Origin of the sequence: Enterobacter sp. RIT637 (assembly GCF_019718755.1) — a bacterium.
Lineage (GTDB): Bacteria > Pseudomonadota > Gammaproteobacteria > Enterobacterales > Enterobacteriaceae > Enterobacter.
The window spans coordinates 56938-80687 of sequence record NZ_JAIHAZ010000004.1 but is presented as its reverse complement, the minus strand read 5'-3'; the positions used below and the strand labels follow the sequence as shown (position 1 = coordinate 80687).

Sequence of the window (23750 nt, the reverse complement as noted above, 5' to 3'; positions counted from 1 at the left end):
GCGATAAACAGCACCCGATTATCCTGGTGCTCAACAACGAAGGCTACACGGTTGAGAGGGCCATACACGGGCCTGAACAGCGGTATAACGATATCGCCCTGTGGAACTGGACGCAGATCCCGCAGGCGCTCAGCCTGGATCCTCAGGCTGAATGCTGGCGGGTCAGTGAAGTCGATCAACTGGCGGACGTGCTGGAAAAAGTGGCGCACCATGAGCGGCTTTCGCTCATTGAGGTCATGCTGCCCAAAGCGGATATTCCCCCGCTGTTGGGCGCGATAACCAAAGCGCTGGAGGCGAGTAATAACGCCTGATCACTTATCGTTTCGCCAGGCCATCATCATCGGTTTGCCCGCCAGCAGGAGCCAGGCGGGCAACATTACGATACAGAGCAGAGGGAAGAGGGTAGAGTCAGGCACCACGACGGCGGCCATAAACAGGCTTAGCCACGCATCCCGCGTCACCACCAGTACCAGCCCGAGAATCGAGCACGAAACGGTTATCGCAGCCGGTACGGCGTCCACATGCTCGTGCAACATCAGGCCCAACGCTACCCCGACAAACACCGCCGGGAAGATGCGTCCGCCACGAAAACCGCTCGCGGCGGCCACGACCAGCGCCGCCAGCTTTATCACCGCAAACAGCAGATAATCCGACACGCTAAATACCTGACTGAATGCCAGCTGCTGCATTTCGTCCAGGCCTTTAAACAGCGTCACTTTTCCGCCGATAGCGCCCAGAATGCCGAGAAGCAGCCCCCCGACGCCCAGAATCAGCACCGGATGTTTGAGCTTATGCATCAGCCGATGCAGGCGTGGAAGACACCATACCGCGATCATGCCCAGCGCAATGGCGATGGCGACCACAATGGCGCCGCTGAAGATGTCCGCGATCTGCATCTGGCCATAGTCGGGCAGAGGGAGAGAGAAGTGGGGATGGAAGAACAGGCTGGTGGTCAACGCACCGGCAGCGGCGGCCATCAGCGGCGCAAAAAGTTTGTCCCAGAGCGGGACGTCATTATTACCGCTCAGCGTCTGGGAGAAGATCAGCGCGGCGGCGACGGGCGTACCGAACAGCGCGCCGATGGTGCCTGCAGAGGCCAGGATCGTCCAGTCCAGCGCGTCGACGCGCGGTAAAATGCGCGAACCCAGGAAAACCGCCAGCGCGATATTGACCGCCATGATCGGATGTTCAGGCCCCAGGCTGACGCCGCCCGCCAGACCCACGATCAGCGCAACGATCAGTCCCGGCAGCGCCGCCGGACTGACGGGCGCGCCGATCAACGGTTCCTGCGCGGGATCGGGCCCGGCATGGTCTGGACTGAAACGAATCACCAAACCCACCGCAATACCGGTGAGCGTCAGCATGACGATAATCCATACGGGAGAATCCGGGCTGAAGCCGATATTTGCAGGCAGGGCGGTCCATAACATCGTTTGCAGTACCGACGCGACTTTCATCACGACGATGAGCACCAGGCTTGAAGCAACGCCAATAACGAGCGCCGGTATTGCTAATAACAGCATGGTTCTGGCTCGCGGGTGGAGCATGATGATTTCCTTGTACAAAACGGTATAACGTTACTTTGCACAATCAGCTTTATGGCAATAGTGCAAAAGGTGCTGAAACGGTAAAGTTATTCTGTGACGAAGATCGATAATCCTGGGGCATTCACTTTCTGGTCGTTGTTGTTATCACGCCTTGAATTTACAGTGTTCCAAAGATTTATTCTGACTTTAGCGGAGCAGTAGAAGAATGACAAAGTATGCTTTGGTAGGTGATGTGGGCGGCACGAACGCGCGCCTTGCACTATGCGATGTAAATAGCGGTGACATTTCCCAGGCGAAAACCTATTCAGGGCTGGATTATCCAAGTCTGGAAGCCGTGGTTCGCGTATATCTTGAAGAGCATAAGGTCAGCGTTGAGGACGGCTGTATCGCTATTGCGTGCCCGATTACCGGTGACTGGGTGGCGATGACCAACCACACCTGGGCCTTCTCCATTGCCGAAATGAAAAAAAACCTCGGCTTTGCGCATCTTGAAATTATCAATGATTTCACGGCGGTATCGATGGCGATCCCGATGCTGAAGCCGGAACACCTGATCCAGTTTGGCGGCACGGCGCCGGTCGAAGGCAAGCCGATTGCGGTTTACGGCGCGGGAACCGGGCTGGGCGTCTCTCACCTTGTCCACGTTGATAAGCGCTGGGTCAGTCTGCCGGGTGAAGGCGGCCACGTGGATTTCGCACCGAACAGTGAAGAAGAGGGCATTATCCTCGAAGAGTTACGTGCTGAGATCGGCCACGTTTCTGCCGAACGCGTGCTGTCGGGCCCCGGGCTGGTCAATTTGTACCGTGCGATTGTGAAATCTGATGGCCGTCTGCCTGAAAATCTGCAGCCTAAAGACGTGACCGAGCGCGCGCTGGCGGACAGCTGCATCGATTGCCGTCGTGCCTTATCCCTGTTCTGTGTGATTATGGGTCGCTTCGGTGGCAACCTGGCGCTGACGCTTGGCACGTTTGGCGGCGTCTATATTGCGGGCGGTATCATGCCGCGCTTCCTCGAGTTCTTTAAAGCCTCCGGTTTCCGCGGCGGGTTTGAAGATAAGGGACGCTTCAGAAGCTACGTGCAGGACATCCCTGTTTACCTGATTGTGCACGATAATCCTGGGCTGCTTGGCTCTGGTGCGCACCTGCGTCAGGTTCTGGGGCAAATTCTCTGATGTTAATTCCCCTCTCCTGCGGGAGAGGGGAACGCTCACAGGTGCATCAGCTGGCGAAACTCTTTTACCTTGCTGCGACTCACCGGCACCTGGAAGTCGAGATCCTTCAGACGCAAAATATACGTATTGTTAAACCAGGGTTCGATCTCGCGGATCTTGTTCAAATTGACGCAAAACGATCGGTGGCAGCGGAAGAAGTGCGCCGCAGGTAGCTTGCTGCAAAACTCGGTGATGTTCATCGCCATCACGTACGATTCGCGCCGCGTATAGACAAACGTCATCTTTTCATGTGCTTCGGCGTAATAAATATCGTCGATAGGCGTGACGATGATCCTTTCATCCTTCACCAGATTAATGGTGTCATTCTCCCGGATTGCAGGGCTTGTGCCAGCAGGTGCGGCTTGCTGTTTCCATGCCGCCTCCAGCTTTTGCAGCATGCTGATAATACGCGACTCCTGATAAGGCTTCAGGATGTAGTCAAACGCTTCCAGCTCGAAAGCCTCCACGGCGTGCTCTTTCCATGCGGTAACAAAAACAATAAACGGCTTGTGGGCAAACTGATTAATATTTTGCGCCAGCAGCACGCCATCCAGCGACGGAATATTAATATCAAGAAAAATGGCATCGACCCGGTTGTGCTGGAGGAACTTCAGCACGTCCAGGCCATCTTCGAAGGTGCCTACAATCTCCATCTGGCTGTGCGTTTTGATAAGCCAGCTCAGCTCCTGTTGAGCCAGAACCTCATCTTCCACAATGATGACTTTCATCTGTCACTCCGGCCTATGGCATCAGGGATGTCGGTGCATGAACGTGGGAGCGTTCATTCGGTACATAAAACGCGATTTCCGTGCCCGGCTCCAGGCGATGAATGTGCAACCCGTCGCCGTACAGTAGCTTGACCCGGTGGTGGACATTCAAAAGGCCAATCTTATTGCCCGGCATTTCGTTGGATTCCACGCGTTCAATAACCTTTGGGTCGATACCGTGGCCGGTATCGCGTACCGCAATGCGCACGCGATTCCCGCTTTCCGTCACGCTAATGGTCACGACGCCTTTGCCTTTGCACGGCTGAATTCCGTGGACAATGGCGTTTTCGACCAGCGGCTGGATCAGCAGGCTTGGGATCACGCAGTTGACCTCTTCATCAATATCGTAAATGACGGTGAGCTTATCGCCAAAGCGGGCCTGCTCGATCGCGATGTAATCTTTGATTTGATAAAGCTCTTTTTTAATGTCGATCTGCTCGTCATCTTTCAATTCAATGTTGTAGCGCAGGTAGCGTGACAGGTTGAAAATCAGCTGGCGGGCGGTGTCCGGATTAAGACGAATGGAGGAGGAGATAGCGTTCAGCGCGTTAAACAGGAAATGAGGATTAATTTTACTTTGCAGCGCGCGTAGCTCTGCCTTATTTGCCATCTCGCGCAGCTGCTCCGCGCGAGAAACTTCCAGCTGAGTTGAGATGATTTGCGACAGACCAATCGCCATTTCCTGCAGTGAGGAGGTAATCTGGTGCGCGTGGCAGTAGTAAATCTTCAGCGTGCCCGTGACGACGCCTTTCTCCCACAATGGGATCACCAGCATGGAATGTATTTCGGGCGTCCTGTGGGCTTCATCATTGTTCTTAATGATGATTTTACCGTAGTTGATCGCCTGTCGGGTGGTCGGGCTGATGGTGTCGTCGTTGTCACGATAGTTGTGCTCCCCGACGCCCACGTAGGCCAGCACGTGATCGATATTGGTGATGGCGACGGCATCGGCGTGAATATCGCGACGAATGATATCGCAGACCTGGCGTAAAGACTCAACGTTAACGTGGCGGAACAGGGGCAGCGTTTTGTTGGCAATATCGAGTGCCAGCTTGGCCTGACGTGCGGCGCTGGCCTCTTTTTCCCCTTCCACACTCTGCACCAGCAGCACAATAAAGCCGATGCAGACGCTACCGAGGATCATCGGAATACCGATTTTCGAAACAATATCCAGCCCAAGAGCGGTCGTGGGTGCCCACAGCACAACCAAAATCATGGTCAAGGTTTCACACACCATGCCCGCGATGATCCCGGCGCGCCAGTGCTGTTTTTTGGGGAATTTGCGGTTAATCCAGCCGGACAGGATCCCGGCGATAATGCTGGTAATAAAGCACGGAATCGCCGTCACGCCGCCGATATCAATCAAATAGCGGTGTGTGCCGGCAATTAATCCGGTGATCACCCCTACCCAGGGGCCAAACAGTATCCCGCCTGACATCACGGCGATAATGCGCACGTTGACCAGCGACCCTTCGACAGGCACTCCGGACCAGGTGCTGAAAAGGGCAAACATCGAAAAGATGGCGGTTACGGCCAGCAGCTCTTTTGGCGAGTGGGCTGACTTGTGCAGAAGTTCGCGGAACAGGCGAATGCGTATGAGAAAAAACAGGCAAATCAGCATTAGCGCTGCGCGATCAAACACCGCCAGCAGCATATCGAATATTTCGTGCACAAGTGAACCTGGAAAATCGGGAAAGAACCATGATAAAAAACCTGGCGCGTATTGACCAGCTATCCGTCAGGTTTATCAAATGAGGAAAAACCACAAATTACAAAGGGGATTGTGCGGAAAGTTCTTCAGTCCGGCTGAATTTTTCTGAACGAAGCGCGGCGAGGTAATGGTTATGATAACACCATGTTAAATAACAGGTATTAAAAAACCATTTTTTGTCATCAGCCTTCCGCTTTTAGCGACAGCAGGGTTCCTGTTTTAACGCGATATCTTTTTTTTACTTTCCCTCTCGACAGCATGTTTTTTTTCAGGTTATTTTCTAAGCACGCCACATCGGTGGCAGCGTCGCTCGGACGGTCCGGGCGCTAACGTTAATCTGAGGAATCTATGGCTGAATTCAGTCCTGAACGCCGTTTTACGCGTATCGATCGTCTCCCCCCTTACGTTTTCAATATCACTGCTGAACTGAAGATGGCTGCGCGTCGGCGCGGCGAAGATATCATCGATTTCAGCATGGGTAACCCTGATGGCCCAACACCGCCGCATATTGTTGAGAAACTCTGTACGGTTGCCCAGCGTCCGGATACGCACGGTTACTCAACCTCTCGTGGTATTCCTCGATTACGTCGTGCCATTTCCCGCTGGTATCAGGATCGCTACCAGGTGGACATCGATCCTGAAAGTGAAGCCATTGTTACCATTGGCTCGAAAGAAGGGCTGGCACACCTGATGCTGGCGACGCTGGATCACGGTGATACCGTGCTGGTGCCAAACCCCAGCTACCCGATCCATATCTACGGTGCGGTGATTGCTGGCGCGCAGGTTCGCTCTGTGCCGCTGGTGGAAGGCGTAGACTTCTTTAACGAGCTGGAACGTGCGATTCGCGAAAGCTACCCGAAACCAAAGATGATGATCCTCGGTTTCCCGTCAAACCCAACGGCCCAGTGCGTTGAACTGGAGTTCTTCGAAAAAGTCGTTGCCCTCGCCAAACGCTACGACGTGCTGGTGGTTCACGATCTCGCCTATGCCGATATCGTCTACGACGGCTGGAAGGCCCCCTCGATTATGCAGGTGCCGGGCGCGCGTGACGTGGCGGTAGAGTTCTTTACCCTGTCGAAAAGCTACAACATGGCGGGCTGGCGTATTGGCTTTATGGTGGGTAACAAGACGCTGGTCAGTGCGCTGGCGCGTATTAAGAGCTATCACGACTACGGCACTTTTACGCCGCTACAGGTCGCCGCCATTGCAGCGCTTGAAGGCGATCAGCAGTGTGTTCATGATATTGCTGCCCAGTATAAGCGGCGTCGCGATGTGCTGGTGAAAGGGCTGCATGAAGCGGGCTGGATGGTGGAAATGCCGAAGGCGTCCATGTACGTCTGGGCTAAAATTCCGGAACCCTATGCGGCAATGGGGTCGCTGGAATTTGCCAAGAAGCTCCTCCAGGACGCGAAGGTGTGCGTCTCGCCGGGCATCGGTTTTGGCGATTATGGCGATACCCACGTGCGGTTTGCGTTGATTGAAAACAGCGACCGCATTCGTCAGGCGGTGAGGGGCATCAAGAGTATGTTCCGGGCCGACGGTCTTCTCACCTCAAAGAGCGTCGCAGAACACCCCGCGTCGTCATGACATAAAAAAACAGGAGCCGATGGCTCCTGTTTTTTTTGACTGCATGTTCTTTGCTAGATCATCAGGGCAAAGGTTCCGGCCCAGACTAAAACAATCACCGAAATGCCCATAAAGAAATATTTCACGTTTCATCACTCCGCGTATCTTGTAGTACGCATTAAAAACAGAGTCCACCTGATTATAGAGAGTTGAAATCGGGCTAAAACGGAAATCGGAATTATCCCGCTACGCCTCAGACTCCACCTCAGAATTCTGCGCTTCCCATTGTCAGACGGCGCTAATGTACGCCTAAAAATGGGGGGTGACAAGTGGGATTTTTCTAAATACTTTCCGATACTTACGGGTGTCGTGGAACGGCGACAGTTTGATTTCAGTACGCAATAAATTCCCGTTGAGCGACGCAGAAAAAAGACGATTACTCAGGGTAATTACAGGTGATTGAAAAGGTTAGTTTCTTAGCGAAACTAACCTTCTGGAAGGCTTAAATATAGAGAGAGGCTTCGCCCAGAGGACGGGTTTTGAAGCGGCGGTGCATCCACAAATACTGCTCAGGTGCACGCATGATCTCGAACTCGATAACCTTGTTGATAAAGGTTGCGGCTTCACACTCATTTTCCGGGTAGTTCGCCATTTCCGGAGAAATGTGCAGACGATAGCCAGATTTATCCGCTTTTCTGACCATGGTTACGGTCAGCATGGCGGCACCGGAAAGGCGCGAAATCACAAAGGTGCCGTTGGTCGTGGCAACGTCTTTCACCGCGAAGAAAGGCGCGAAGCTGCTGCCTTTACGGCCATAATCCTGATCGGGTGCAAACCAGACGGCCTCACCTTTTTTCAGCGCACCGACCATGCCGCGCAGGTTGTTACGGCTGATCATCGCCTTGTTCGAGCGCATGCGGCCGCGAGTCTGAACCCACTCCATCAGCGCGCTATTGTGCGGACGGTAGGTTGCCATCATAGGCTGGCAAAGCCCCATCACGCGTCCACCCAGTTCGAGGGACATGAAGTGAACGCCGACGACCATCACGCCGCGGTTCTGCGCCTGGGCGCGCTTCAGGTTATCCAGACCTTCTACGTCAAACCATTTACGCACGCGTTCATCAGGCCAGAACCAGGCCATACCGGTTTCCAGCAGTGCCATGCCGATAGATTTAAAGTTTTCAGCGATCAGCTTTTCACGCTGATGCGCATTGTAGTGCGGGAAGCAAAGTTCAAGATTTTTACGTGCGATAGATTCGCGACGTTTAAGGAAATAGCGCGATGCGCTGCCGAGTCTTGAGCCCAGCATGCGTATCACCGGGTAAGGAAGCTGGACCAGCAACCAAAGTACGCCAAGACCAAACCATGTAAACCAGTAACGCGGGTGCAAGAACGCGCGTTTGAATGAGGATTCAGACAAATTAAAGGAACCTTTGTAAAACCGGTAAAAGTAACGCATTTAGCGATACCACGTGCCTATTGGACCGTAGTGCAAGGTCATGGTTGCAGGCTTTACCGATCTTTACGGCGTTACCTGGCCATAGCTGACATTGGATGGGCGGCATAATGTAGCACCCTTATACGATATGTGCTATTACTCGTTTTTGATTAAAAAAGCGGCGATTACGGAGAGACTTGATTTTGCTATTGTTATAAACAGCTGAAAAAGACTCTGAAGGAGTTGACGATGGAAACTTATCTGCAATCGGTGAAGGGCGAGTGGGTTCAACTGATCAATGAAACCGATCCGCATATTCATGACCTTACCGCCCAGCTTGCTGCCGATCACGCGTCTGTTCTGATTGCGGAGTTCTATCGTGTTGTTATGGCCGATCCTATTGTTGCTGAGTTTTTGACCACTGAACAGGTGGAAAGGCAATTGCAGGAAGCGCTGCGTCGGTGGCTGGTTGATGTTCTCTCCTGTCAGGTTGGGCAGGTTGAGGAGCAGATACGCGCCCAGCAGCGTGCCGCAGATGTCCATGCCCGTATCGGCATCTCTGTCGACCTGGTCGAAATGGGTTTCAGGGTGCTGAAGAAATTGCTGTTACCCATTATTAACGCCACGCCCCATCCCTCTGATGTAAAGCTCAGCATTTATCACTACGCCATTAACAGCATCGATCTGGCGATGGAAGTGATGTCGCGCGCGTATGTCTTCAGCGAGAACAATGCGGCTAAAGAGGACGAGAACTACCGGATTTTCTCGCTGATGGAAAATGCGGAAGAAGAGAAGGAGCGCCAGACCGCTACGCTGCTGACCTGGGAAATGACGCTGCTTTATAAGGTGATGTTAGATTCCAGTATCGGAAATAGCCGACCGCTCGGGCAATCCGATTTTGGGCTGTGGTTTAGCCATAAAGGACGCCACTATTTCAGCGGTATTGCCGAAGCAGGGCATATCTCCCGTCTTATTCAGGAGTTTGACGAGGCGTTTAATGAGGTTCGCCAGGCTGACGACGCGCTTCGTGACAGGTCACGACAGGTCAAGTTCTTGCGGCAGGTGCGTAACACCCTCTCGCAAATCGTTACTCTGTTACGAGAGCTATTTGATGAGGTTTCCCGCCACGAGGTGGGAATGGATGTACTCACTCGACTGCTGAACCGCCGCTTCCTGCCGACCATTTTTAAACGTGAAATCACCCAAGCCACCCGCGCCGGTACGCCGCTGTCGGCACTACTGATTGATGTTGATAAATTCAAGCAAATCAATGATACCTGGGGCCACAATACGGGAGATGAAATCTTGCGAAAGGTGGCGGGTGCGTTTTATGACAACGTTCGCACCTGCGACTACGTATTTCGCTACGGTGGCGATGAGTTTTTGATTGTGCTGACGGAAATCACCGAAGCTGACACCCTGCGTATCGCCGAACGGATCCGTAAACGCGTGGAGAAAATTAAGGTTAACGCTCCGACTGGCGAGGTCATCCCGCTCTCCCTTTCAATTGGGGCGGCGATGTTCAATGGACACCCGGATTACGAACGTCTGATTCAGGCAGCCGACGAGGCGCTGTATGGTGCAAAACGGCGCGGGCGGAACTGTGTGGAGTTGTGGAAAATGCAGTGATTTTTATGAAGTCATGAAGAACGAAAGTGTCCCCTGCAGGAATCGAACCTGCAACTAGCCCTTAGGAGGGGCTCGTTATATCCATTTAACTAAGGGGACGAGGCGGCACGAGTATAGCGTTATTTACACTTTGCGTTAAGCGCATTGCCGCCTGACTGCTCAAAGAGTCACCATTCAGGCCGATTTTTTTGCCGACTTTTCATTATCTTCCTGCGCCTTAAGCTCGGCCTTACGCTTGTTCGACATATCATTGCGGATTTGCGCATGGCTCAACAGCGCGAAGATAAAGGTCCCGCCGCAAATATTGCCAGCCAGCGTTGGCAGGGCGAACGGCCAGAAGAAATCGCTCCAGTGCAGCGTGCCATTAAAGACCAGATAGAGAATTTCAACGGTACCCACCACGATGTGTGTGGTATCGGCGAGCGCAATAAGCCAGGTCATCAGAATGATCACCACAATTTTTGCGCTGCCTGCCGAGGGGAACATCCACACCATGGTAGCGATGATCCAGCCGGAGATAATCGCATTCGAGAACATCTCTAAAGGCGTGTTTTTCATCACATCCATGCCAATTTTTACAAACGCATCCCGGGTGGGCTCATCAAATATCGGCATATACTCAAAGGCCCATGCTGCGATGCCTGTACCAATGATATTCCCAAGTAATACCACACTCCAGAGCCGAATCAGCAAGCCGAAATTGCCCAGAGTCGGGTTTTGCATCACGGGCAGCACCGCAGTGACGGTGTTTTCAGTAAAGAGCTGCTGGCGCGCCATGATGACGATGATAAAGCCGAAGGTGTAGCCGAGATTCTCCAGTAAAAATCCACCCGGCACCCCCTCCAGCTGAACATGAAATATGCCTTTGGCCAGCAGCGACGCCCCCATCGAGAGACCCGCAGCAATCGCCGACCAGAACAGGGCCATGGCATCGCGTTCCATCTCCTTTTCGCCATCCTGACGAATATGTTCGTGGATCGCCATCGCACGAGAGGGGAGGCGATCTTCGTCAATTTCTATCTTCTCGCCACGCTCTTTTTCCTCACTCTCAATTTCAAGATCCTCATTGCTCTCACCAATTTTTTCTTCGCCCACTTCTTTCATAACTGCTCCTGGAAGATGATCTTTCTTTTAAGCGTAGCGGCTTTTATCGTGATGCCTGTGGGGATGCTCTTAAATTGATGGCAATGGCAACAAAGGTGATACATCTCTTTCAAAGACATTATAAAATTGCCAGCGAAACGAATTCGTAAAGCCAGGCTATGCTGAGATCAGAGTGACGGTGGTTACTGCCCGTAATTGTGCTCATAGACATCGGGAAACGTGCTGTTACAATCACTTGCACGTTTTCATACGGAGCGCCAGATGCTCCGTTACGGATGGCAATCAACGATAGCCATACTGAACAGGGAGATAATTATGAAACTTCGGCTGTCGGCGCTTGCGCTGGGCGCGACGATGCTTGTGGGCTGCGCCAGCTCAGGGGAGCAAACGGGACGCTCCGATCCTCTTGAAGGATTTAACCGCTCGATGTACAGCTTCAACTATAACGTGCTGGATCCATACGTGGTCCGCCCGGTAGCGGTGGCATGGCGCGATTATGTTCCGCAACCTGCGCGTAATGGTTTAAGCAATTTCACCAGTAACCTGGAAGAGCCTGCGGTGATGGTGAACTATTTCCTGCAAGGTGACCCGTATCAGGGGATGGTGCACTTTACGCGCTTCTTCCTGAACTCCCTGCTGGGTATGGGCGGCTTCATTGATGTCGCTGGCATGGCAAACACCAAACTGCAGCGTGAGCAACCGCACCGTTTCGGCAGCACCCTGGGGCATTACGGTGTAGGTTATGGTCCGTATGTGCATCTGCCGTTCTATGGCAGTTTCACCGTGCGAGATGATGGCGGCGATATGGTGGATACGCTGTATCCGGTGCTGTCATGGCTGACCTGGCCGCTGTCGATTGGTAAGTGGACGGTGGAAGGGATTGAAACGCGTGCGCAACTGCTGGACTCTGACGGTCTGCTGCGCCAGTCTTCTGACCCGTATATTATGGTGCGTGAGGCATACTTCCAGAACCATGATTTCATTGCCAACGGCGGCAAGCTGAAGCCGGAAGATAATCCAAACGCGAAAGCCATTGAGAATGAACTAAAAGATATCGATTCGGAATAAATAAAAAAGGTGAGCGATGCTCACCTTTTTTGATCCCTGCGCGATTAGAACGCGTAGTTAAAGTTGGTACCGAACAGCCAGGCTTTACCTTCAGAGGTGAACTCGTAAGGGCCTTCCTGGAACGTCACCTTCTGACCGTGCATATAAGAGACGCCAGCGTCGATTGACGCGTTCTCGTTGAATGCATAGGTTGCACCCGCACTCAGCCAGAAGCGGTCCTGATCCGGAATGGAGATGGAGCGCTTATCAGCCGGAACCGGGCTATCGTCAAACGCGATACCGGTACGGAACGTCCAGTTGTCGTCCATATAGTAGGTCGTACCCAGCGCAATACGGTATGCGTCGTGGAAACTTTCGTCCTTATAGAACAGCGTCTGGCCATTGGTGCCGGTCGCTTTCAACTCTTCGAACTGGCTCCAACTGGTGTATGCCAGGCTATAGTGAATAGCCCACTTTGGTGCGACTCGGTTGTAACCGGAGACTTCCCACATTTCTGGCAGATGCAGTGACAGCGAACCTGGTACGGTCTGGTTTGACGTGCCCCACGGGATGGTGGTGCCTGCACCCGGAACCATGCCGTTTACTGGGCTCAGGATGCCGCTTTTGTAATCGCCATCGAAATCGATTTTCACTTCTGAGCGATAGGTCAGACCCCAGCGGTTATTTTTGTCCAGCTCATACAGAATACCCGCGTTCCAGCCGTAGCCCCACTCATCGCCCTTCAGGCTGGCGATCTTGTTGCTGTTTTTCGGCAGAGCGGCAGTTTGTTCACCGGTATAACGCTCAATTTTGGCATCAGCGTAGACGGCATCAAAGCCCAGGCCGAAGCTCCAGTTGTCATTGAGACGATACGCGCCGCTCAGGTTCAGGTTGAGGGTAGTTAAATCGGTTTTGCCCCCATATTCGCCTGCCGGGTAATTGTTATTGAACTCGGTTGCCAGGCCATAGTTAGAGGTGACTGACGCACCCCAACCAAATTGTTCATTAATCGGCGCAACGAAGTGCAGGTTAGGTACCCACGCTGTCGGCGCAATGTTATCCGCTTTCAGGCTCGCGCCGGTGAAAGGCGATTTGCCGGAAATATTGACATCAGGATCGATGTAAACCGCACCCGCAGAGAAGGTAGGGCGATCGAACATCATGATAAGCGCAGGGTTACGACTTGCGTTACCTGCGTCATCCGCAATAGCGCCTTCCCCGGAATATGCACGGCCAAGGCCAGAGGAAGAAAATTCGTTTAACTGGAAGCCCGCTGACCAGGCGGACGTTGAGACGATTGCCACTGCGACTGCCAGCGCAGTCTTTTTGAACAGGGTTTTCTGGCTCATGACCATAACCTCATTGAGTTATTTTTATTCAATAATTGTTACATACCGTAACAGGAGCGCGAAGTGTAGGGTCTGAGGTATGACATACAAATCAGACCAGTGGCGTGAGTATAGGTCTGACCAGCTAATATGTTGCAAGTTTGTTTATTAATATTTTCAAACATGTTTCTTGAAACGAGATCTGGTTGGCAAAATTGTGACCAGCAAGACTCATCCGAAAGGGTGATTTTTGTTTTAGATCATTTTTTAGTGTGATATTGCTCACTTATCCGATTTTGCGTCATTAACGGCTGGAGAGAGCCAGCGCCGGGGCGTAAAATATCAGCATCGTGTTTATCTCGCGCCTTGCGCGAATACAGAGGAAATTGAGCTATGAGTAAATGCAGTGCTGATGAAACCCCGGTTTGCTGCTGTATGGATGTTGGCACCATCATGGACAACACCGATTGCACCGCGTCTTACAGCCGTGTATTCACTAGCCGCGCCGAAGCGGAAGAAACCCTGACCGCGCTGAGCCAGCGTGCGCGTGAAGTAGAATCCGATCCGTGCGAAATCAAGTCTACCTTCACGGAAGTGGAAGGCGGCGTGAAGCTGGACATCGACTTTGTTTTTGCGTGTGAAGCTGAAACGCTGATTTTCCAGCTGGGCCTGCGTTAATCTCTGCGGCCTGATGCCCTCACCCCGACCCTCCCATGGGAGAGGGTGCAAACATCAAAAACGGTAACCTCAGGGTTACCGTTTTGCTTTTACCTCGTGGCATTTTCTTTTTCTTCTCTGTGTTTTACCTCGCATTTTTATGCTTCCCCGATTGGCTGAATGTAAAAAAATGGTTAAGACTGTTATCAGGTCAGACCACTTTATCTTTATGTAAAGTTTTTACAGGGGAATGTTATGAGTCAGGCATTACCGCTTATCACCCGACAAGGTGATCGCATTGCCATTGTTAGCGGGCTGCGAACGCCGTTTGCGCGTCAGGCAACCGCTTTTCACGGTATACCGGCCGTCGATCTGGGGAAAATGGTCGTAGGCGAGATGCTGGCTCGCAGCGAAATTCCGCCTGAGGTCATCGAACAGCTGGTCTTCGGCCAGGTCGTGCAGATGCCTGAAGCCCCCAACATTGCTCGTGAAATTGTTCTTGGCACGGGAATGAATGTCCACACCGATGCCTATAGCGTCAGCCGCGCGTGCGCGACCAGCTTTCAGGCGGTGGCTAACGTGGCCGAAAGCCTGATGGCGGGGACTATACGCGCGGGTATCGCGGGCGGGGCGGACTCCTCGTCAGTGCTGCCGATTGGGGTCAGCAAAAAACTGGCGCGCATCCTCGTGGATGCTAACAAAGCCCGCACGACCGGCCAGAAACTTAAACTCTTCTCGCGTTTACGCCTGCGAGATCTCATGCCTGTTCCGCCCGCGGTCGCTGAATATTCAACCGGCCTGCGCATGGGCGATACCGCCGAGCAGATGGCGAAAACCTACGGCATCACCCGTGAGCAGCAGGATGCACTGGCGCATCGTTCGCACCAACTCGCTGCGAAGGCCTGGTCGGAAGGCAAACTTGCCGACGAGGTGATGACAGCTTACGTCCCGCCTTACCGTGAACCTCTGGTGGAAGATAACAATATCCGCGGCACCTCGACGCTGGCGGATTACGCAAAACTGCGCCCGGCGTTTGACCGTAAACATGGCACCGTTACCGCGGCCAACAGTACGCCTCTGACGGACGGTGCTGCGGCCGTGATCCTGATGACCGAATCCCGTGCGAAGGAGCTGGGCATCACTCCGCTGGGTTATTTGCGAAGCTATGCGTTTACGGCGATTGATGTCTGGCAGGACATGCTGTTAGGTCCAGCCTGGTCTACGCCACTGGCGCTGGAGCGTGCGGGGCTGACGCTGGCTGACTTAACCCTGATCGATATGCACGAAGCCTTTGCCGCGCAAACCCTGGCAAACGTCCAGCTGCTGGCAAGCGAGCGTTTCGCGCGCGATGTGCTGGGCCGCGCCCACGCGACCGGCGAAGTGGATCAGAGTAAGTTTAACGTGCTTGGCGGATCCATCGCCTATGGTCATCCCTTTGCCGCCACAGGGGCGAGGATGATTACCCAAACATTACATGAACTCCGTCGCCGCGGCGGTGGGTTTGGGCTCGTTACCGCCTGTGCGGCAGGTGGTCTTGGCGCAGCAATGGTTCTGGAGGCTGAATAATGGATATGCCATCTGCATTCAATCTGACGGTTCGCCTCGATAACGTGGCTGTTATCACTATTGATGTGCCTGATGAAAAGATGAATACCCTGAAGGCCGAATTTGGCGTTCAGGTGCGCGCGATGCTAAAGCAGCTCCGCGAAAACAAAGCCATTCGCGGTCTGGTGTTTATCTCGGCCAAGCCGGATAACTTTATTGCCGGGGCAGATATCAACATGATCGCCCGCGCGCAAAGCGCTCAGGAAGCCGAAGAGCTGGCGCGTCAGGGACAGCAGGTGATGGCTGAGATCCACGCCCTGCCATTCCCGGCGATTGCTGCCATTCACGGCGCTTGTCTGGGGGGCGGTTTAGAGCTGGCGCTGGCCTGCCATAGCCGCATTTGTACCGATGATGCAAAAACGGTGTTGGGCCTGCCGGAAGTGCAGTTAGGCCTGTTACCTGGCTCCGGCGGAACGCAACGGCTGCCGCGCCTGGTGGGGGTGAGTACCGCGCTGGAGATGATCTTAACCGGCAAGCAGCTGCGCGCCCGTCAGGCGCTGAAAGTGGGGCTGGTCGATGAAGTGGTTCCCCCCTCGATTTTGCTGGAGGCCGCCGTTGAGCTGGCGCTAAAAGGGCGTCAGGCAAGACGCCCTCTGCCGGTGCGCGAGCGCGTGCTGGCCGGCCCGCTGGGGCGTGCGCTTCTGTTCAATATGGTGGGCAAAAAGACCGAACAAAAAACCAAAGGCAACTATCCGGCGGCGAAGCGCATTCTTGAGGTGATTGAAACCGGCCTGTCGCAGGGCAGCAGCAGCGGCTATGCCGCTGAGGCGAAAGCCTTTGGCGAACTGGCGATGACGCCGCAGTCTCAGGCGCTGCGCAGCATTTTCTTTGCCAGCACTGACGTCAAAAAAGATCCGGGAAGCGATGCTGAACCTGCGCCGCTGCGCGCCGTTGGCGTGCTGGGGGGCGGGCTGATGGGCGGTGGAATTGCCTTTGTCACTGCCAGCAAAGGCAAATTGCCGGTGCGTATCAAAGACATTAATCCTAAGGGAATCAATCACGCGCTGCAGTACAGCTGGCAGAACCTTGATCAGAAGGTTAAACGCCGCCATATCAAGGCAAGCGAGCGCGATAAAACACTCGCGATGATCACCGGCACCACGGACTACCGCGGTTTTGCGCACCGCGATCTGGTGATTGAAGCCGTGTTTGAAGATCTGGCGCTTAAGCAGCAGATGGTGGCAGACGTTGAGCAACATTGCGCCCCGCATACCATTTTTGCCTCCAATACGTCGTCATTGCCGATTGGCGACATCGCGGCGAAAGCCGCGCGTCCTGAGCAGGTGATTGGGCTGCACTTCTTTAGCCCGGTCGAAAAAATGCCGCTGGTGGAGGTTATTCCACACGCGACCACTAGTCCGCAAACCGTCGCCACGGTGGTCAGGCTCGCGAAAAAGCAGGGCAAAACGCCGATTGTCGTGGCAGATAAAGCAGGTTTCTACGTCAACCGTATCCTGGCTCCCTACATTAACGAAGCGATGCGGTTGCTGACGGAAGGGGAGAAGATTGAGCACGTCGATGAGGCGCTGGTGAAGTTTGGCTTCCCTGTTGGCCCAATCCAACTTTTGGATGAGGTAGGAATAGATACCGGCACTAAAATTATACCAGTACTGGAGGCTGCTTACGGAGACCGTTTTAGCCCCCCTGCAAACATTGTTTCTGCAATTTTGAAGGACGATCGCAAAGGCAGAAAAAATGAACGCGGTTTCTATCTTTACGGGGCAAAAGGGCGTAAAAGCAAGAAACAGGTCGACCCTGCAGTTTATGGGCTTATTTCCGTTACCGGTCAGGGAAAACTGTCCTCAGCGCAGTGTGCTGAGCGTTGCGTTATGATGATGCTCAACGAAGCGGCGCGCTGTTTCGGCGAACAGGTGATCAAAAGCGCACGCGATGGTGACATCGGTGCCGTATTTGGTATTGGTTTCCCGCCGTTCCTTGGCGGCCCGTTCCGGTATATGGACACCCTCGGGGCGGGTGAAGTGGTTGCCATTCTGCAACGTCTGGCTTCGCAATATGGTCCACGGTTTACACCCTGTGACGAATTATTGCAGATGGCGGAACGGGGCCAGACATTTTGGCCTGCAAGGGAAACTGTCCTCGTAAGCTGAGGTCAAAGAAGGGTAAATCCTTCGGCGAGGAGACCTGTTTTGGCGAATTTGTAAACAGAGATTGACTATACTTACGCCATTGAGGTAAAAAACAGCGTTTCATTCACCGAATGGATCAGGCACAATGCCCGGCCATCGGGTTTTCTACCTCCCAGCTTTAATCGCGGGTAGTAAACGCCGGTGATTCTGGTTAACAAAAGCGGTGCAATATGCAAGTTTTTATCATGCGTCACGGCGACGCGGCACTCGATGCCGCCAGTGACTCAGTACGTCCTTTGACAGTCTGTGGCTGCGACGAATCCCGTCAGATGGCTACCTGGCTTAAAGGTCAAAAAGTGGACATTGAACGCGTTCTGGTGAGTCCGTTCCTGCGTGCAGAACAGACGCTGGATGTGGTAGGGGAGTGTATGAACCTGCCTTCCGGTGTGGATGTTCTCCCTGAACTCACGCCGTGTGGCGATGTGGGTCTTGTGAGTGCCTATCTTCAGGCGCTATGCAATGAAGGTGTCGCTTCCGCACTGGTCATTTCCCACCTGCCGCTGGTCGGCTATCTGGTATCTGAGCTGTGCCCTGGCGAAACGCCGCCTATGTTCACGACCTCCGCCATTGCCAACGTCACCCTCGACGAAACCGGCAAAGGTGTCTTTAACTGGCAAATGAGTCCGTGCAACCTGAAGATGGCAAAAGCGATCTGACGTGACGTGCGATATGGCGGGGTGCATCGTGCTTCCCGCCATCCTGTCAGGGCAACTCTGGCGGCTGCCATTCCTCGACTTCAATCAATACCAGCAATGCGGCATCTCCGCCGTACTCTTTGGGTGCCTGATGAAACGCCATCACGTGTGGATGCTGAGCCAGCCAAAGCGGCGTCTGTTGCTTGAGGATATGTTTGCCGTGACCGTGCATCACGCAGGCGCAAAAAACATGCTCGCGACGACATGCCGCAATCAACGCCCCCAGCTCCTGTTTCGCCTGCATCTGCGTTAACCCGTGGAGATCGAGAAACAGCTCCGGTGAATAGTCCCCGCGACGTAATTTTTTCAGTTCAAAATGGCTGACGTCTTCGCGTACGTATTTTACAGCCCCCTGCGTGTTGAGCAGCGGCTGAAATTCATCTGAAAAATAGTGGCTGTTATCGGCCTGCTCCTGCAGAAGACGTTTGACCGGCACTTCGCTGATTTTTTTGCGCTGAGGACGATGAACGATGGTGTCCTGCGTGATTTGACGCGTCCCGGTCATCAGCTGGCGGAAGAGTGTCTGATCCTCCTCGCTGAGCGATGTTTTCTTTTTCATTGGTCATTCTCATCTCGTATTTCCGATAGTGTACCCGACTAAACGCATTTTTTAACCTCAAGCGGTACGCGTCATTGCTGATTTATCGCCGTCTTCATGGCAAACTAGCCGCCGAAAATTATGCGAGCATGCCCTGGAGGAAAGAGTGGATAAAATTTTTGTCGATGAAGCAGTAAACGAGCTGCATACCATACAGGACATGTTGCGCTGGTCGGTTAGCCGCTTCAGCGCCGCCAACATCTGGTACGGTCACGGTACCGATAATCCGTGGGATGAGGCCGTTCAACTGGTGCTGCCGTCCCTCTACCTGCCGCTGGATATCCCGGAAGACATGCGCACCGCGCGTCTGACCTCCAGCGAAAAACACCGCATCGTTGAGCGCGTGATCCGCCGCGTGAACGAGCGCATTCCGGTCGCCTACCTGACCAACAAAGCCTGGTTCTGCGGCCACGAGTTCTACGTCGATGAACGCGTGCTGGTGCCGCGCTCGCCGATTGGCGAGCTGATCAACAACCACTTTGAAGGTCTGATCGGCCATCAGCCGCAGCACATTCTGGATATGTGTACCGGCAGCGGCTGTATCGCGATTGCCTGCGCGTACGCCTTCCCGGAAGCGGAAGTGGACGCCGTCGATATATCCACCGACGCGCTGGCCGTGACCGAGCACAACATTGAAGAGCACGGCCTAATCCATTACGTTACCCCAATTCGCTCCGATCTGTTCCGCGATCTGCCGACGCTGCAGTACGATCTGATCGTCACCAACCCGCCGTACGTGGATGCAGAAGACATGTCCGATCTGCCGAACGAATACCGTCACGAGCCGGAGCTGGGTCTGGCGTCGGGTTCTGACGGCCTGAAGCTGACCCGCCGCATTCTGGCCTGCGCGCCGGATTACCTGACCGACGACGGCGTTCTGATTTGTGAAGTGGGCAACAGCATGGTACATCTGATAGAGCAGTACCCGGATGTGCCGTTCACCTGGCTCGAGTTCGACAACGGCGGTGACGGCGTCTTTATGCTGACCAAAGCGCAACTGCTCGACGCGCGCGAACACTTCAGCATCTATAAAGATTAATCCAGCGGGCTTCGGCCCGTTTCACAACGCTCAAACACAAACAACAACATCGGAGCCGTGATGGCAGGAAACAGTATTGGACAGGTATTCCGCGTGACCACCTTTGGCGAGTCGCACGGGTTGGCACTCGGTTGCATCGTCGACGGCGTACCGCCGGGCATCGAACTGACCGAAGCAGATTTACAGCACGATCTCGACCGTCGTCGTCCGGGCACCTCTCGCTACACCACGCAGCGTCGCGAGCCGGACCAGGTCAAAATTCTCTCCGGTGTCTTTGAAGGCCGCACCACCGGGACCAGCATTGGTCTGCTGATCGAAAACACCGATCAGCGCTCCCAGGACTACGGCGCCATTAAAGACGTCTTCCGTCCGGGCCACGCCGACTACACCTACGAACAAAAGTACGGCTTCCGCGACTATCGCGGCGGCGGGCGTTCTTCCGCGCGTGAAACCGCGATGCGCGTGGCGGCAGGGGCGATTGCCAAGAAATACCTGCAGCAGAAATTTGGCATCGTCATTCGCGGCTGCCTGACCCAGATGGGCGACATTCCGCTGGCGATCAAAGACTGGGATCAGGTTGAACAAAACCCGTTCTTCTGCGCCGATGCCGACAAGCTGGAGGCGCTGGACGAACTGATGCGCGGCCTGAAAAAAGAGGGCGACTCCATCGGTGCGAAAGTCACCGTGGTGGCCGACGGCGTCCCGGCGGGCTGGGGCGAGCCGGTATTCGACCGTCTCGACGCCGATATTGCCCACGCGCTGATGAGCATCAACGCGGTGAAGGGCGTCGAGATTGGCGACGGCTTTGACGTGGTTCAGCTTCGCGGCAGTCAGAACCGCGACGAAATCACGAAGGCGGGCTTCCAGAGCAACCATGCGGGCGGCATTCTGGGCGGTATCAGCAGCGGGCAGCAGATTATTGCTAATATCGCGCTGAAGCCGACCTCCAGCATCACCGTACCGGGCCACACGATCAACCGCGATGGCGAAGAAGTTGAGATGATCACCAAAGGACGTCACGATCCGTGCGTGGGGATCCGCGCAGTGCCGATCGCAGAAGCGATGCTGGCGATCGTGCTGATGGATCACTTCCTGCGCCAGCGCGCGCAGAATGCGGATGTGACGACCACCATTCCACGCTGGTAAACATGAAAAAAACCGCAATTGCTCTGCTGGCGCTGCTCGCCAGTGGAGCCAGTCTGGCTGCGACGCCATGGCAAAAAATCACCCATCCGGTGGCGGGGAGCGCGCAGTCCATTGGCGCCTTTTCCAACGGCTGTATCGTCGGTGCCCAGGAGCTTCCTCTCCAGTCTGATACCTATCAGGTGATGCGCACCGATCAGCGACGTTATTTCGGCCACCCGGATCTGGTGCTGTTCATCCAGCGTCTGGGAAACCAGGTGCATAACCTGGGGCTGGGCACGATGCTGATTGGCGATATGGGGATGCCTGCCGGTGGCCGCTTCAACGGCGGTCACGCCAGCCACCAGACCGGACTGGATGTTGATATCTTCCTGCAGCTGCCGAAAACGCGCTGGACGTCTTCGCAGCTGCTGAAACCGCAGGCGCTGGATCTGGTCGCGAGCGACGGTAAGCGCGTAGTGCCCTCCCTGTGGACGCAGGATGTTTCCAGCATGATCAAGCTGGCGGCAGAAGATAACGACGTCACGCGGATTTTCGTTAACCCGGCCATCAAGCAACAGCTCTGTCTGGATGCCGGAACGGATCGCGACTGGCTGCGCAAAGTGCGTCCGTGGTTCCAGCACCGTGCACATATGCACGTTCGTCTGCGCTGCCCGGCGAACAGCCTGGAATGTGAAGATCAGCCGCTACCGCCGCCAGGCGATGGCTGTGGTTATGAACTGCAAAGCTGGTTTGAACCGGCGAAGCCTGGAACCTCTAAGCCTGAGAAGAAGACACCGCCTCCGTTGCCGCCTTCCTGCCAGGCGCTACTGGATGAGCATGTACTTTAATGGATAATTTCGTCGATCTGTTTATGGTGTCACCGCTGCTGCTGGCGGTGCTCTTTTTTGTTGCGATGCTCGCCGGGTTTATCGATGCGCTGGCGGGTGGGGGCGGTTTGCTAACCGTTCCGGCGCTGCTGGCGGCGGGCATGAGCCCGGCTCAGGCGCTGGCTACTAACAAGCTCCAGGCCTGCGGCGGGTCGCTCTCGGCGTCGCTCTATTTTATCCGCCGCAAGGTGGTGAGCCTGGCCGATCAGAAGCTCAATATTCTGATGACCTTTATTGGCTCGACGTCGGGCGCACTGCTGGTTCAGCACGTGCAGTCCGATATTTTGCGCCAGATCCTGCCGATCCTGGTTATTTGCATTGGCCTGTACTTTTTACTGATGCCAAGGCTCGGTGAAGAGGACCGTCAGCGTCGTCTGCACGGCCTGCCATTTGCGCTGGTTGCGGGGGGCTGTGTGGGTTTTTATGACGGTTTCTTCGGCCCGGGCGCAGGCTCGTTTTACGCGCTGGCGTTCGTGACGCTGGCCGGGTTTAACCTCGCCAAATCTACCGCCCATGCCAAAGTGCTCAACGCGACCTCAAACGTCGGCGGCCTGCTGCTGTTTATCATTGGCGGCAAGGTTATCTGGGCAACCGGCTTTGTGATGATGGTGGGCCAATTTTTAGGCGCGCGCGCGGGCTCGCGCCTTGTATTGAGCAAGGGGCAAAAGCTGATCCGTCCGATGATTGTTGTGGTCTCTGCGGTGATGAGTGCCAAACTTCTTTATGACAGCCATGGACAGGAGATCCTCACCTGGTTGGGGATGCACTAATGAACAGTACGCATAACTATGAACAGCTGATCGAGATTTTCGACGGCTGTTTTGCTGATGATTTTAATACCCGTCTGATTAAAGGCGACGACGAACCGATCTATCTTCCTGCTGATGCAGAGGTTCCGTATAACCGCATCGTGTTCGCCCACGGCTTTTATGCCAGCGGTTTGCACGAGATTTCGCACTGGTGCATCGCGGGAAAAGCACGCCGCGAGCTGGTGGACTTCGGTTACTGGTACTGCCCGGACGGACGTGACGCCGCAACCCAGGGCCAGTTCGAAGATGTGGAAGTAAAACCCCAGGCGTTCGACTGGCTGTTCTGCGTGGCGGCGGGTTATCCGTTCAACGTCAGCTGTGACAATCTCGAAGGCGACTTCGAGCCAGACCGCATTGTTTTCCAGCGCCGCGTGCATGCGCAGGTGATGGAATACCTTGAAAAAGGCATCCCGGAACGTCCGGCGCGTTTTATCAAGGCGTTACAGGATTACTACCACACGCCGGAGATCACGGCGGAATGCTTCCCGTGGCCGGAAGATATTTAACAGAGGAAAGAAGATGATCGCAGAATTTGAATCACGCATTCTGGCGTTAATTGATGACATGGTGGAACACGCCAGTGATGATGAGCTGTTCGCCAGCGGTTATCTGCGTGGTCACCTGACGCTCGCGGTAGCCGAGCTGGAAGCGGGTGACGATCACTCTGCCGACGCCGTTCACGAAGAAGTGACCCGCAGCCTGGAAAAAGCCATTCAGGCCGGAGAACTCTCTCCGCGCGACCAGTCACTGGTGCTGGGTATGTGGGACAATTTGTTCCAGCAGGCGAAAGCGAAGTAAGTGTTTCACCACCCTCTCCCGGTGGGAGAGGGACGGGGTGAGG

Annotated in this window: 22 protein-coding genes, 1 tRNA gene and 1 pseudogene; 15 read left to right on the top strand and 9 right to left on the bottom strand. The window is 54.5% G+C overall.

What is annotated here, in order from left to right; translation table 11 throughout:
• Positions 1–311 (top strand): annotated as a pseudogene (locus K5E19_RS09065) (indolepyruvate decarboxylase); the annotation flags it as partial.
• On the opposite strand, the gene K5E19_RS09060 reads toward K5E19_RS09065, so the two are convergent.
• Positions 312–1547 (bottom strand): ion channel protein, encoded by a 1236-nt coding sequence (locus K5E19_RS09060; protein WP_221550913.1) that lies wholly within the window; start codon positions 1545–1547, stop codon positions 312–314.
• 205 nt (positions 1548–1752) lie between these two features.
• Here K5E19_RS09060 and glk point away from each other — a divergent pair, with 205 nt between their 5' ends.
• Positions 1753–2718, top strand: coding sequence for a glucokinase (gene glk / locus K5E19_RS09055; protein ID WP_089597886.1), 966 nt, complete (start codon positions 1753–1755; stop codon positions 2716–2718).
• A 35-nt stretch (positions 2719–2753) separates the two neighbouring features.
• On the opposite strand, the gene K5E19_RS09050 is transcribed toward glk, so the two are convergent.
• Positions 2754–3485: a LytTR family DNA-binding domain-containing protein gene (locus tag K5E19_RS09050; RefSeq protein ID WP_221550912.1), complete on the bottom strand. Its 732-nt coding sequence runs from the start codon at positions 3483–3485 to the stop codon at positions 2754–2756.
• 13 nt (positions 3486–3498) lie between these two features.
• The gene (locus K5E19_RS09045) at positions 3499–5196 is read right to left on the bottom strand and encodes a sensor histidine kinase (RefSeq protein ID WP_221550911.1); all 1698 of its coding nucleotides are present in this window, start codon (positions 5194–5196) and stop codon (positions 3499–3501) included.
• Positions 5197–5583: 387 nt separating this feature from the next.
• Between K5E19_RS09045 and alaC the strand changes: the two genes are divergently transcribed.
• Complete coding sequence (gene alaC, locus K5E19_RS09040; protein ID WP_221550909.1) at positions 5584–6822, top strand: alanine transaminase; 1239 nt, start codon at positions 5584–5586, stop codon at positions 6820–6822.
• 53 nt (positions 6823–6875) lie between these two features.
• Here alaC and ypdK read toward each other — a convergent pair whose 3' ends face one another.
• Complete coding sequence (gene ypdK / locus K5E19_RS24330; RefSeq protein WP_099458937.1) at positions 6876–6947, bottom strand: membrane protein YpdK; 72 nt, start codon at positions 6945–6947, stop codon at positions 6876–6878.
• Positions 6948–7303: 356 nt separating this feature from the next.
• Positions 7304–8260, bottom strand: coding sequence for a kdo(2)-lipid IV(A) palmitoleoyltransferase (lpxP, locus tag K5E19_RS09030; protein WP_221550907.1), 957 nt, complete (start codon positions 8258–8260; stop codon positions 7304–7306).
• Between the two features lie 228 nt (positions 8261–8488).
• On the opposite strand from lpxP, the gene K5E19_RS09025 reads away from it, so the two are divergent.
• Entirely contained in the window at positions 8489–9868 is a 1380-nt protein-coding gene (locus tag K5E19_RS09025) for a diguanylate cyclase (RefSeq protein ID WP_221550906.1), read from the top strand.
• Between the two features lie 27 nt (positions 9869–9895).
• Here the strand turns inward: K5E19_RS09025 and K5E19_RS09020 are convergent.
• A tRNA-Arg gene (locus K5E19_RS09020) sits at positions 9896–9967 on the bottom strand.
• Positions 9968–10042: 75 nt separating this feature from the next.
• Positions 10043–10972: a formate/nitrite transporter family protein gene (locus K5E19_RS09015; RefSeq protein WP_221550904.1), complete on the bottom strand. Its 930-nt coding sequence runs from the start codon at positions 10970–10972 to the stop codon at positions 10043–10045.
• A gap of 315 nt (positions 10973–11287) precedes the next feature.
• On the opposite strand from K5E19_RS09015, the gene mlaA reads away from it, so the two are divergent.
• The gene (gene mlaA / locus K5E19_RS09010) at positions 11288–12040 is read left to right on the top strand and encodes a phospholipid-binding lipoprotein MlaA (protein ID WP_010433199.1); all 753 of its coding nucleotides are present in this window, start codon (positions 11288–11290) and stop codon (positions 12038–12040) included.
• 44 nt (positions 12041–12084) lie between these two features.
• Here mlaA and fadL read toward each other — a convergent pair whose 3' ends face one another.
• On the bottom strand, positions 12085–13368 hold the full coding sequence (gene fadL / locus K5E19_RS09005; RefSeq protein WP_221550903.1) for a long-chain fatty acid transporter FadL: 1284 nt from the start codon (positions 13366–13368) through the stop codon (positions 12085–12087).
• Between the two features lie 372 nt (positions 13369–13740).
• Between fadL and K5E19_RS09000 the strand changes: the two genes are divergently transcribed.
• The 4 genes from K5E19_RS09000 to sixA all read left to right on the top strand — a co-directional run bounded on the left by K5E19_RS09000 (position 13741) and on the right by sixA (position 18412).
• Positions 13741–14025, top strand: coding sequence for a YfcZ/YiiS family protein (locus K5E19_RS09000; protein ID WP_221550902.1), 285 nt, complete (start codon positions 13741–13743; stop codon positions 14023–14025).
• A gap of 234 nt (positions 14026–14259) precedes the next feature.
• Complete coding sequence (fadI, locus tag K5E19_RS08995; protein ID WP_221550901.1) at positions 14260–15570, top strand: acetyl-CoA C-acyltransferase FadI; 1311 nt, start codon at positions 14260–14262, stop codon at positions 15568–15570.
• A complete protein-coding gene (fadJ, locus tag K5E19_RS08990) occupies positions 15570–17717 on the top strand; it encodes a fatty acid oxidation complex subunit alpha FadJ (protein ID WP_221550900.1) in 2148 nt (715 codons plus the stop codon). The genes fadI and fadJ overlap by 1 nt, the downstream gene beginning before the upstream one ends.
• A gap of 209 nt (positions 17718–17926) precedes the next feature.
• On the top strand, positions 17927–18412 hold the full coding sequence (gene sixA, locus K5E19_RS08985; protein WP_119937133.1) for a phosphohistidine phosphatase SixA: 486 nt from the start codon (positions 17927–17929) through the stop codon (positions 18410–18412).
• Positions 18413–18458: 46 nt separating this feature from the next.
• On the opposite strand, the gene smrB is transcribed toward sixA, so the two are convergent.
• The gene (smrB, locus tag K5E19_RS08980) at positions 18459–19010 is read right to left on the bottom strand and encodes an endonuclease SmrB (protein ID WP_221550899.1); all 552 of its coding nucleotides are present in this window, start codon (positions 19008–19010) and stop codon (positions 18459–18461) included.
• Between the two features lie 145 nt (positions 19011–19155).
• Between smrB and prmB the strand changes: the two genes are divergently transcribed.
• Genes prmB through K5E19_RS08950 form a run of 6 tightly spaced genes read left to right on the top strand, consistent with a single transcriptional unit; the run spans position 19156 to position 23707 of the window.
• Positions 19156–20088: a 50S ribosomal protein L3 N(5)-glutamine methyltransferase gene (gene prmB, locus K5E19_RS08975; RefSeq protein ID WP_221550898.1), complete on the top strand. Its 933-nt coding sequence runs from the start codon at positions 19156–19158 to the stop codon at positions 20086–20088.
• A gap of 60 nt (positions 20089–20148) precedes the next feature.
• Positions 20149–21234 carry a chorismate synthase gene (aroC, locus tag K5E19_RS08970; protein WP_023312577.1) on the top strand — a complete coding sequence of 362 codons (1086 nt, stop codon included), beginning with the start codon at positions 20149–20151 and terminating at the stop codon, positions 21232–21234.
• 2 nt (positions 21235–21236) lie between these two features.
• On the top strand, positions 21237–22061 hold the full coding sequence (gene mepA / locus K5E19_RS08965) for a penicillin-insensitive murein endopeptidase (protein WP_010433221.1): 825 nt from the start codon (positions 21237–21239) through the stop codon (positions 22059–22061).
• Positions 22061–22870, top strand: a complete 810-nt coding sequence (locus tag K5E19_RS08960) for a sulfite exporter TauE/SafE family protein (RefSeq protein WP_221550897.1) — start codon at positions 22061–22063, stop codon at positions 22868–22870. The genes mepA and K5E19_RS08960 overlap by 1 nt, the downstream gene beginning before the upstream one ends.
• On the top strand, positions 22870–23415 hold the full coding sequence (locus tag K5E19_RS08955; protein WP_221550895.1) for an elongation factor P hydroxylase: 546 nt from the start codon (positions 22870–22872) through the stop codon (positions 23413–23415). Before K5E19_RS08960 ends, K5E19_RS08955 begins: the two co-directional genes overlap by 1 nt.
• Before the next feature lie 13 nt (positions 23416–23428).
• Complete coding sequence (locus K5E19_RS08950) at positions 23429–23707, top strand: YfcL family protein (protein ID WP_048029667.1); 279 nt, start codon at positions 23429–23431, stop codon at positions 23705–23707.
• The last annotated feature ends 43 nt before the right edge of the window (positions 23708–23750 follow it).

Coding starts and splice junctions, on each gene's coding strand:
- K5E19_RS09060 (WP_221550913.1), bottom strand. CDS start 1,547: ATGCTCCACCCGCGAGCCAGAACCATGCTGTTATTAGCAATACCGGCG.
- glk (WP_089597886.1), top strand. CDS start 1,753: ATGACAAAGTATGCTTTGGTAGGTGATGTGGGCGGCACGAACGCGCGC.
- K5E19_RS09050 (WP_221550912.1), bottom strand. CDS start 3,485: ATGAAAGTCATCATTGTGGAAGATGAGGTTCTGGCTCAACAGGAGCTG.
- alaC (WP_221550909.1), top strand. CDS start 5,584: ATGGCTGAATTCAGTCCTGAACGCCGTTTTACGCGTATCGATCGTCTC.
- lpxP (WP_221550907.1), bottom strand. CDS start 8,260: ATGCGTTACTTTTACCGGTTTTACAAAGGTTCCTTTAATTTGTCTGAA.
- K5E19_RS09025 (WP_221550906.1), top strand. CDS start 8,489: ATGGAAACTTATCTGCAATCGGTGAAGGGCGAGTGGGTTCAACTGATC.
- K5E19_RS09015 (WP_221550904.1), bottom strand. CDS start 10,972: ATGAAAGAAGTGGGCGAAGAAAAAATTGGTGAGAGCAATGAGGATCTT.
- mlaA (WP_010433199.1), top strand. CDS start 11,288: ATGAAACTTCGGCTGTCGGCGCTTGCGCTGGGCGCGACGATGCTTGTG.
- fadL (WP_221550903.1), bottom strand. CDS start 13,368: ATGAGCCAGAAAACCCTGTTCAAAAAGACTGCGCTGGCAGTCGCAGTG.
- K5E19_RS09000 (WP_221550902.1), top strand. CDS start 13,741: ATGAGTAAATGCAGTGCTGATGAAACCCCGGTTTGCTGCTGTATGGAT.
- fadI (WP_221550901.1), top strand. CDS start 14,260: ATGAGTCAGGCATTACCGCTTATCACCCGACAAGGTGATCGCATTGCC.
- fadJ (WP_221550900.1), top strand. CDS start 15,570: ATGGATATGCCATCTGCATTCAATCTGACGGTTCGCCTCGATAACGTG.
- sixA (WP_119937133.1), top strand. CDS start 17,927: ATGCAAGTTTTTATCATGCGTCACGGCGACGCGGCACTCGATGCCGCC.
- smrB (WP_221550899.1), bottom strand. CDS start 19,010: ATGAAAAAGAAAACATCGCTCAGCGAGGAGGATCAGACACTCTTCCGC.
- aroC (WP_023312577.1), top strand. CDS start 20,149: ATGGCAGGAAACAGTATTGGACAGGTATTCCGCGTGACCACCTTTGGC.
- mepA (WP_010433221.1), top strand. CDS start 21,237: ATGAAAAAAACCGCAATTGCTCTGCTGGCGCTGCTCGCCAGTGGAGCC.
- K5E19_RS08960 (WP_221550897.1), top strand. CDS start 22,061: ATGGATAATTTCGTCGATCTGTTTATGGTGTCACCGCTGCTGCTGGCG.
- K5E19_RS08955 (WP_221550895.1), top strand. CDS start 22,870: ATGAACAGTACGCATAACTATGAACAGCTGATCGAGATTTTCGACGGC.
- K5E19_RS08950 (WP_048029667.1), top strand. CDS start 23,429: ATGATCGCAGAATTTGAATCACGCATTCTGGCGTTAATTGATGACATG.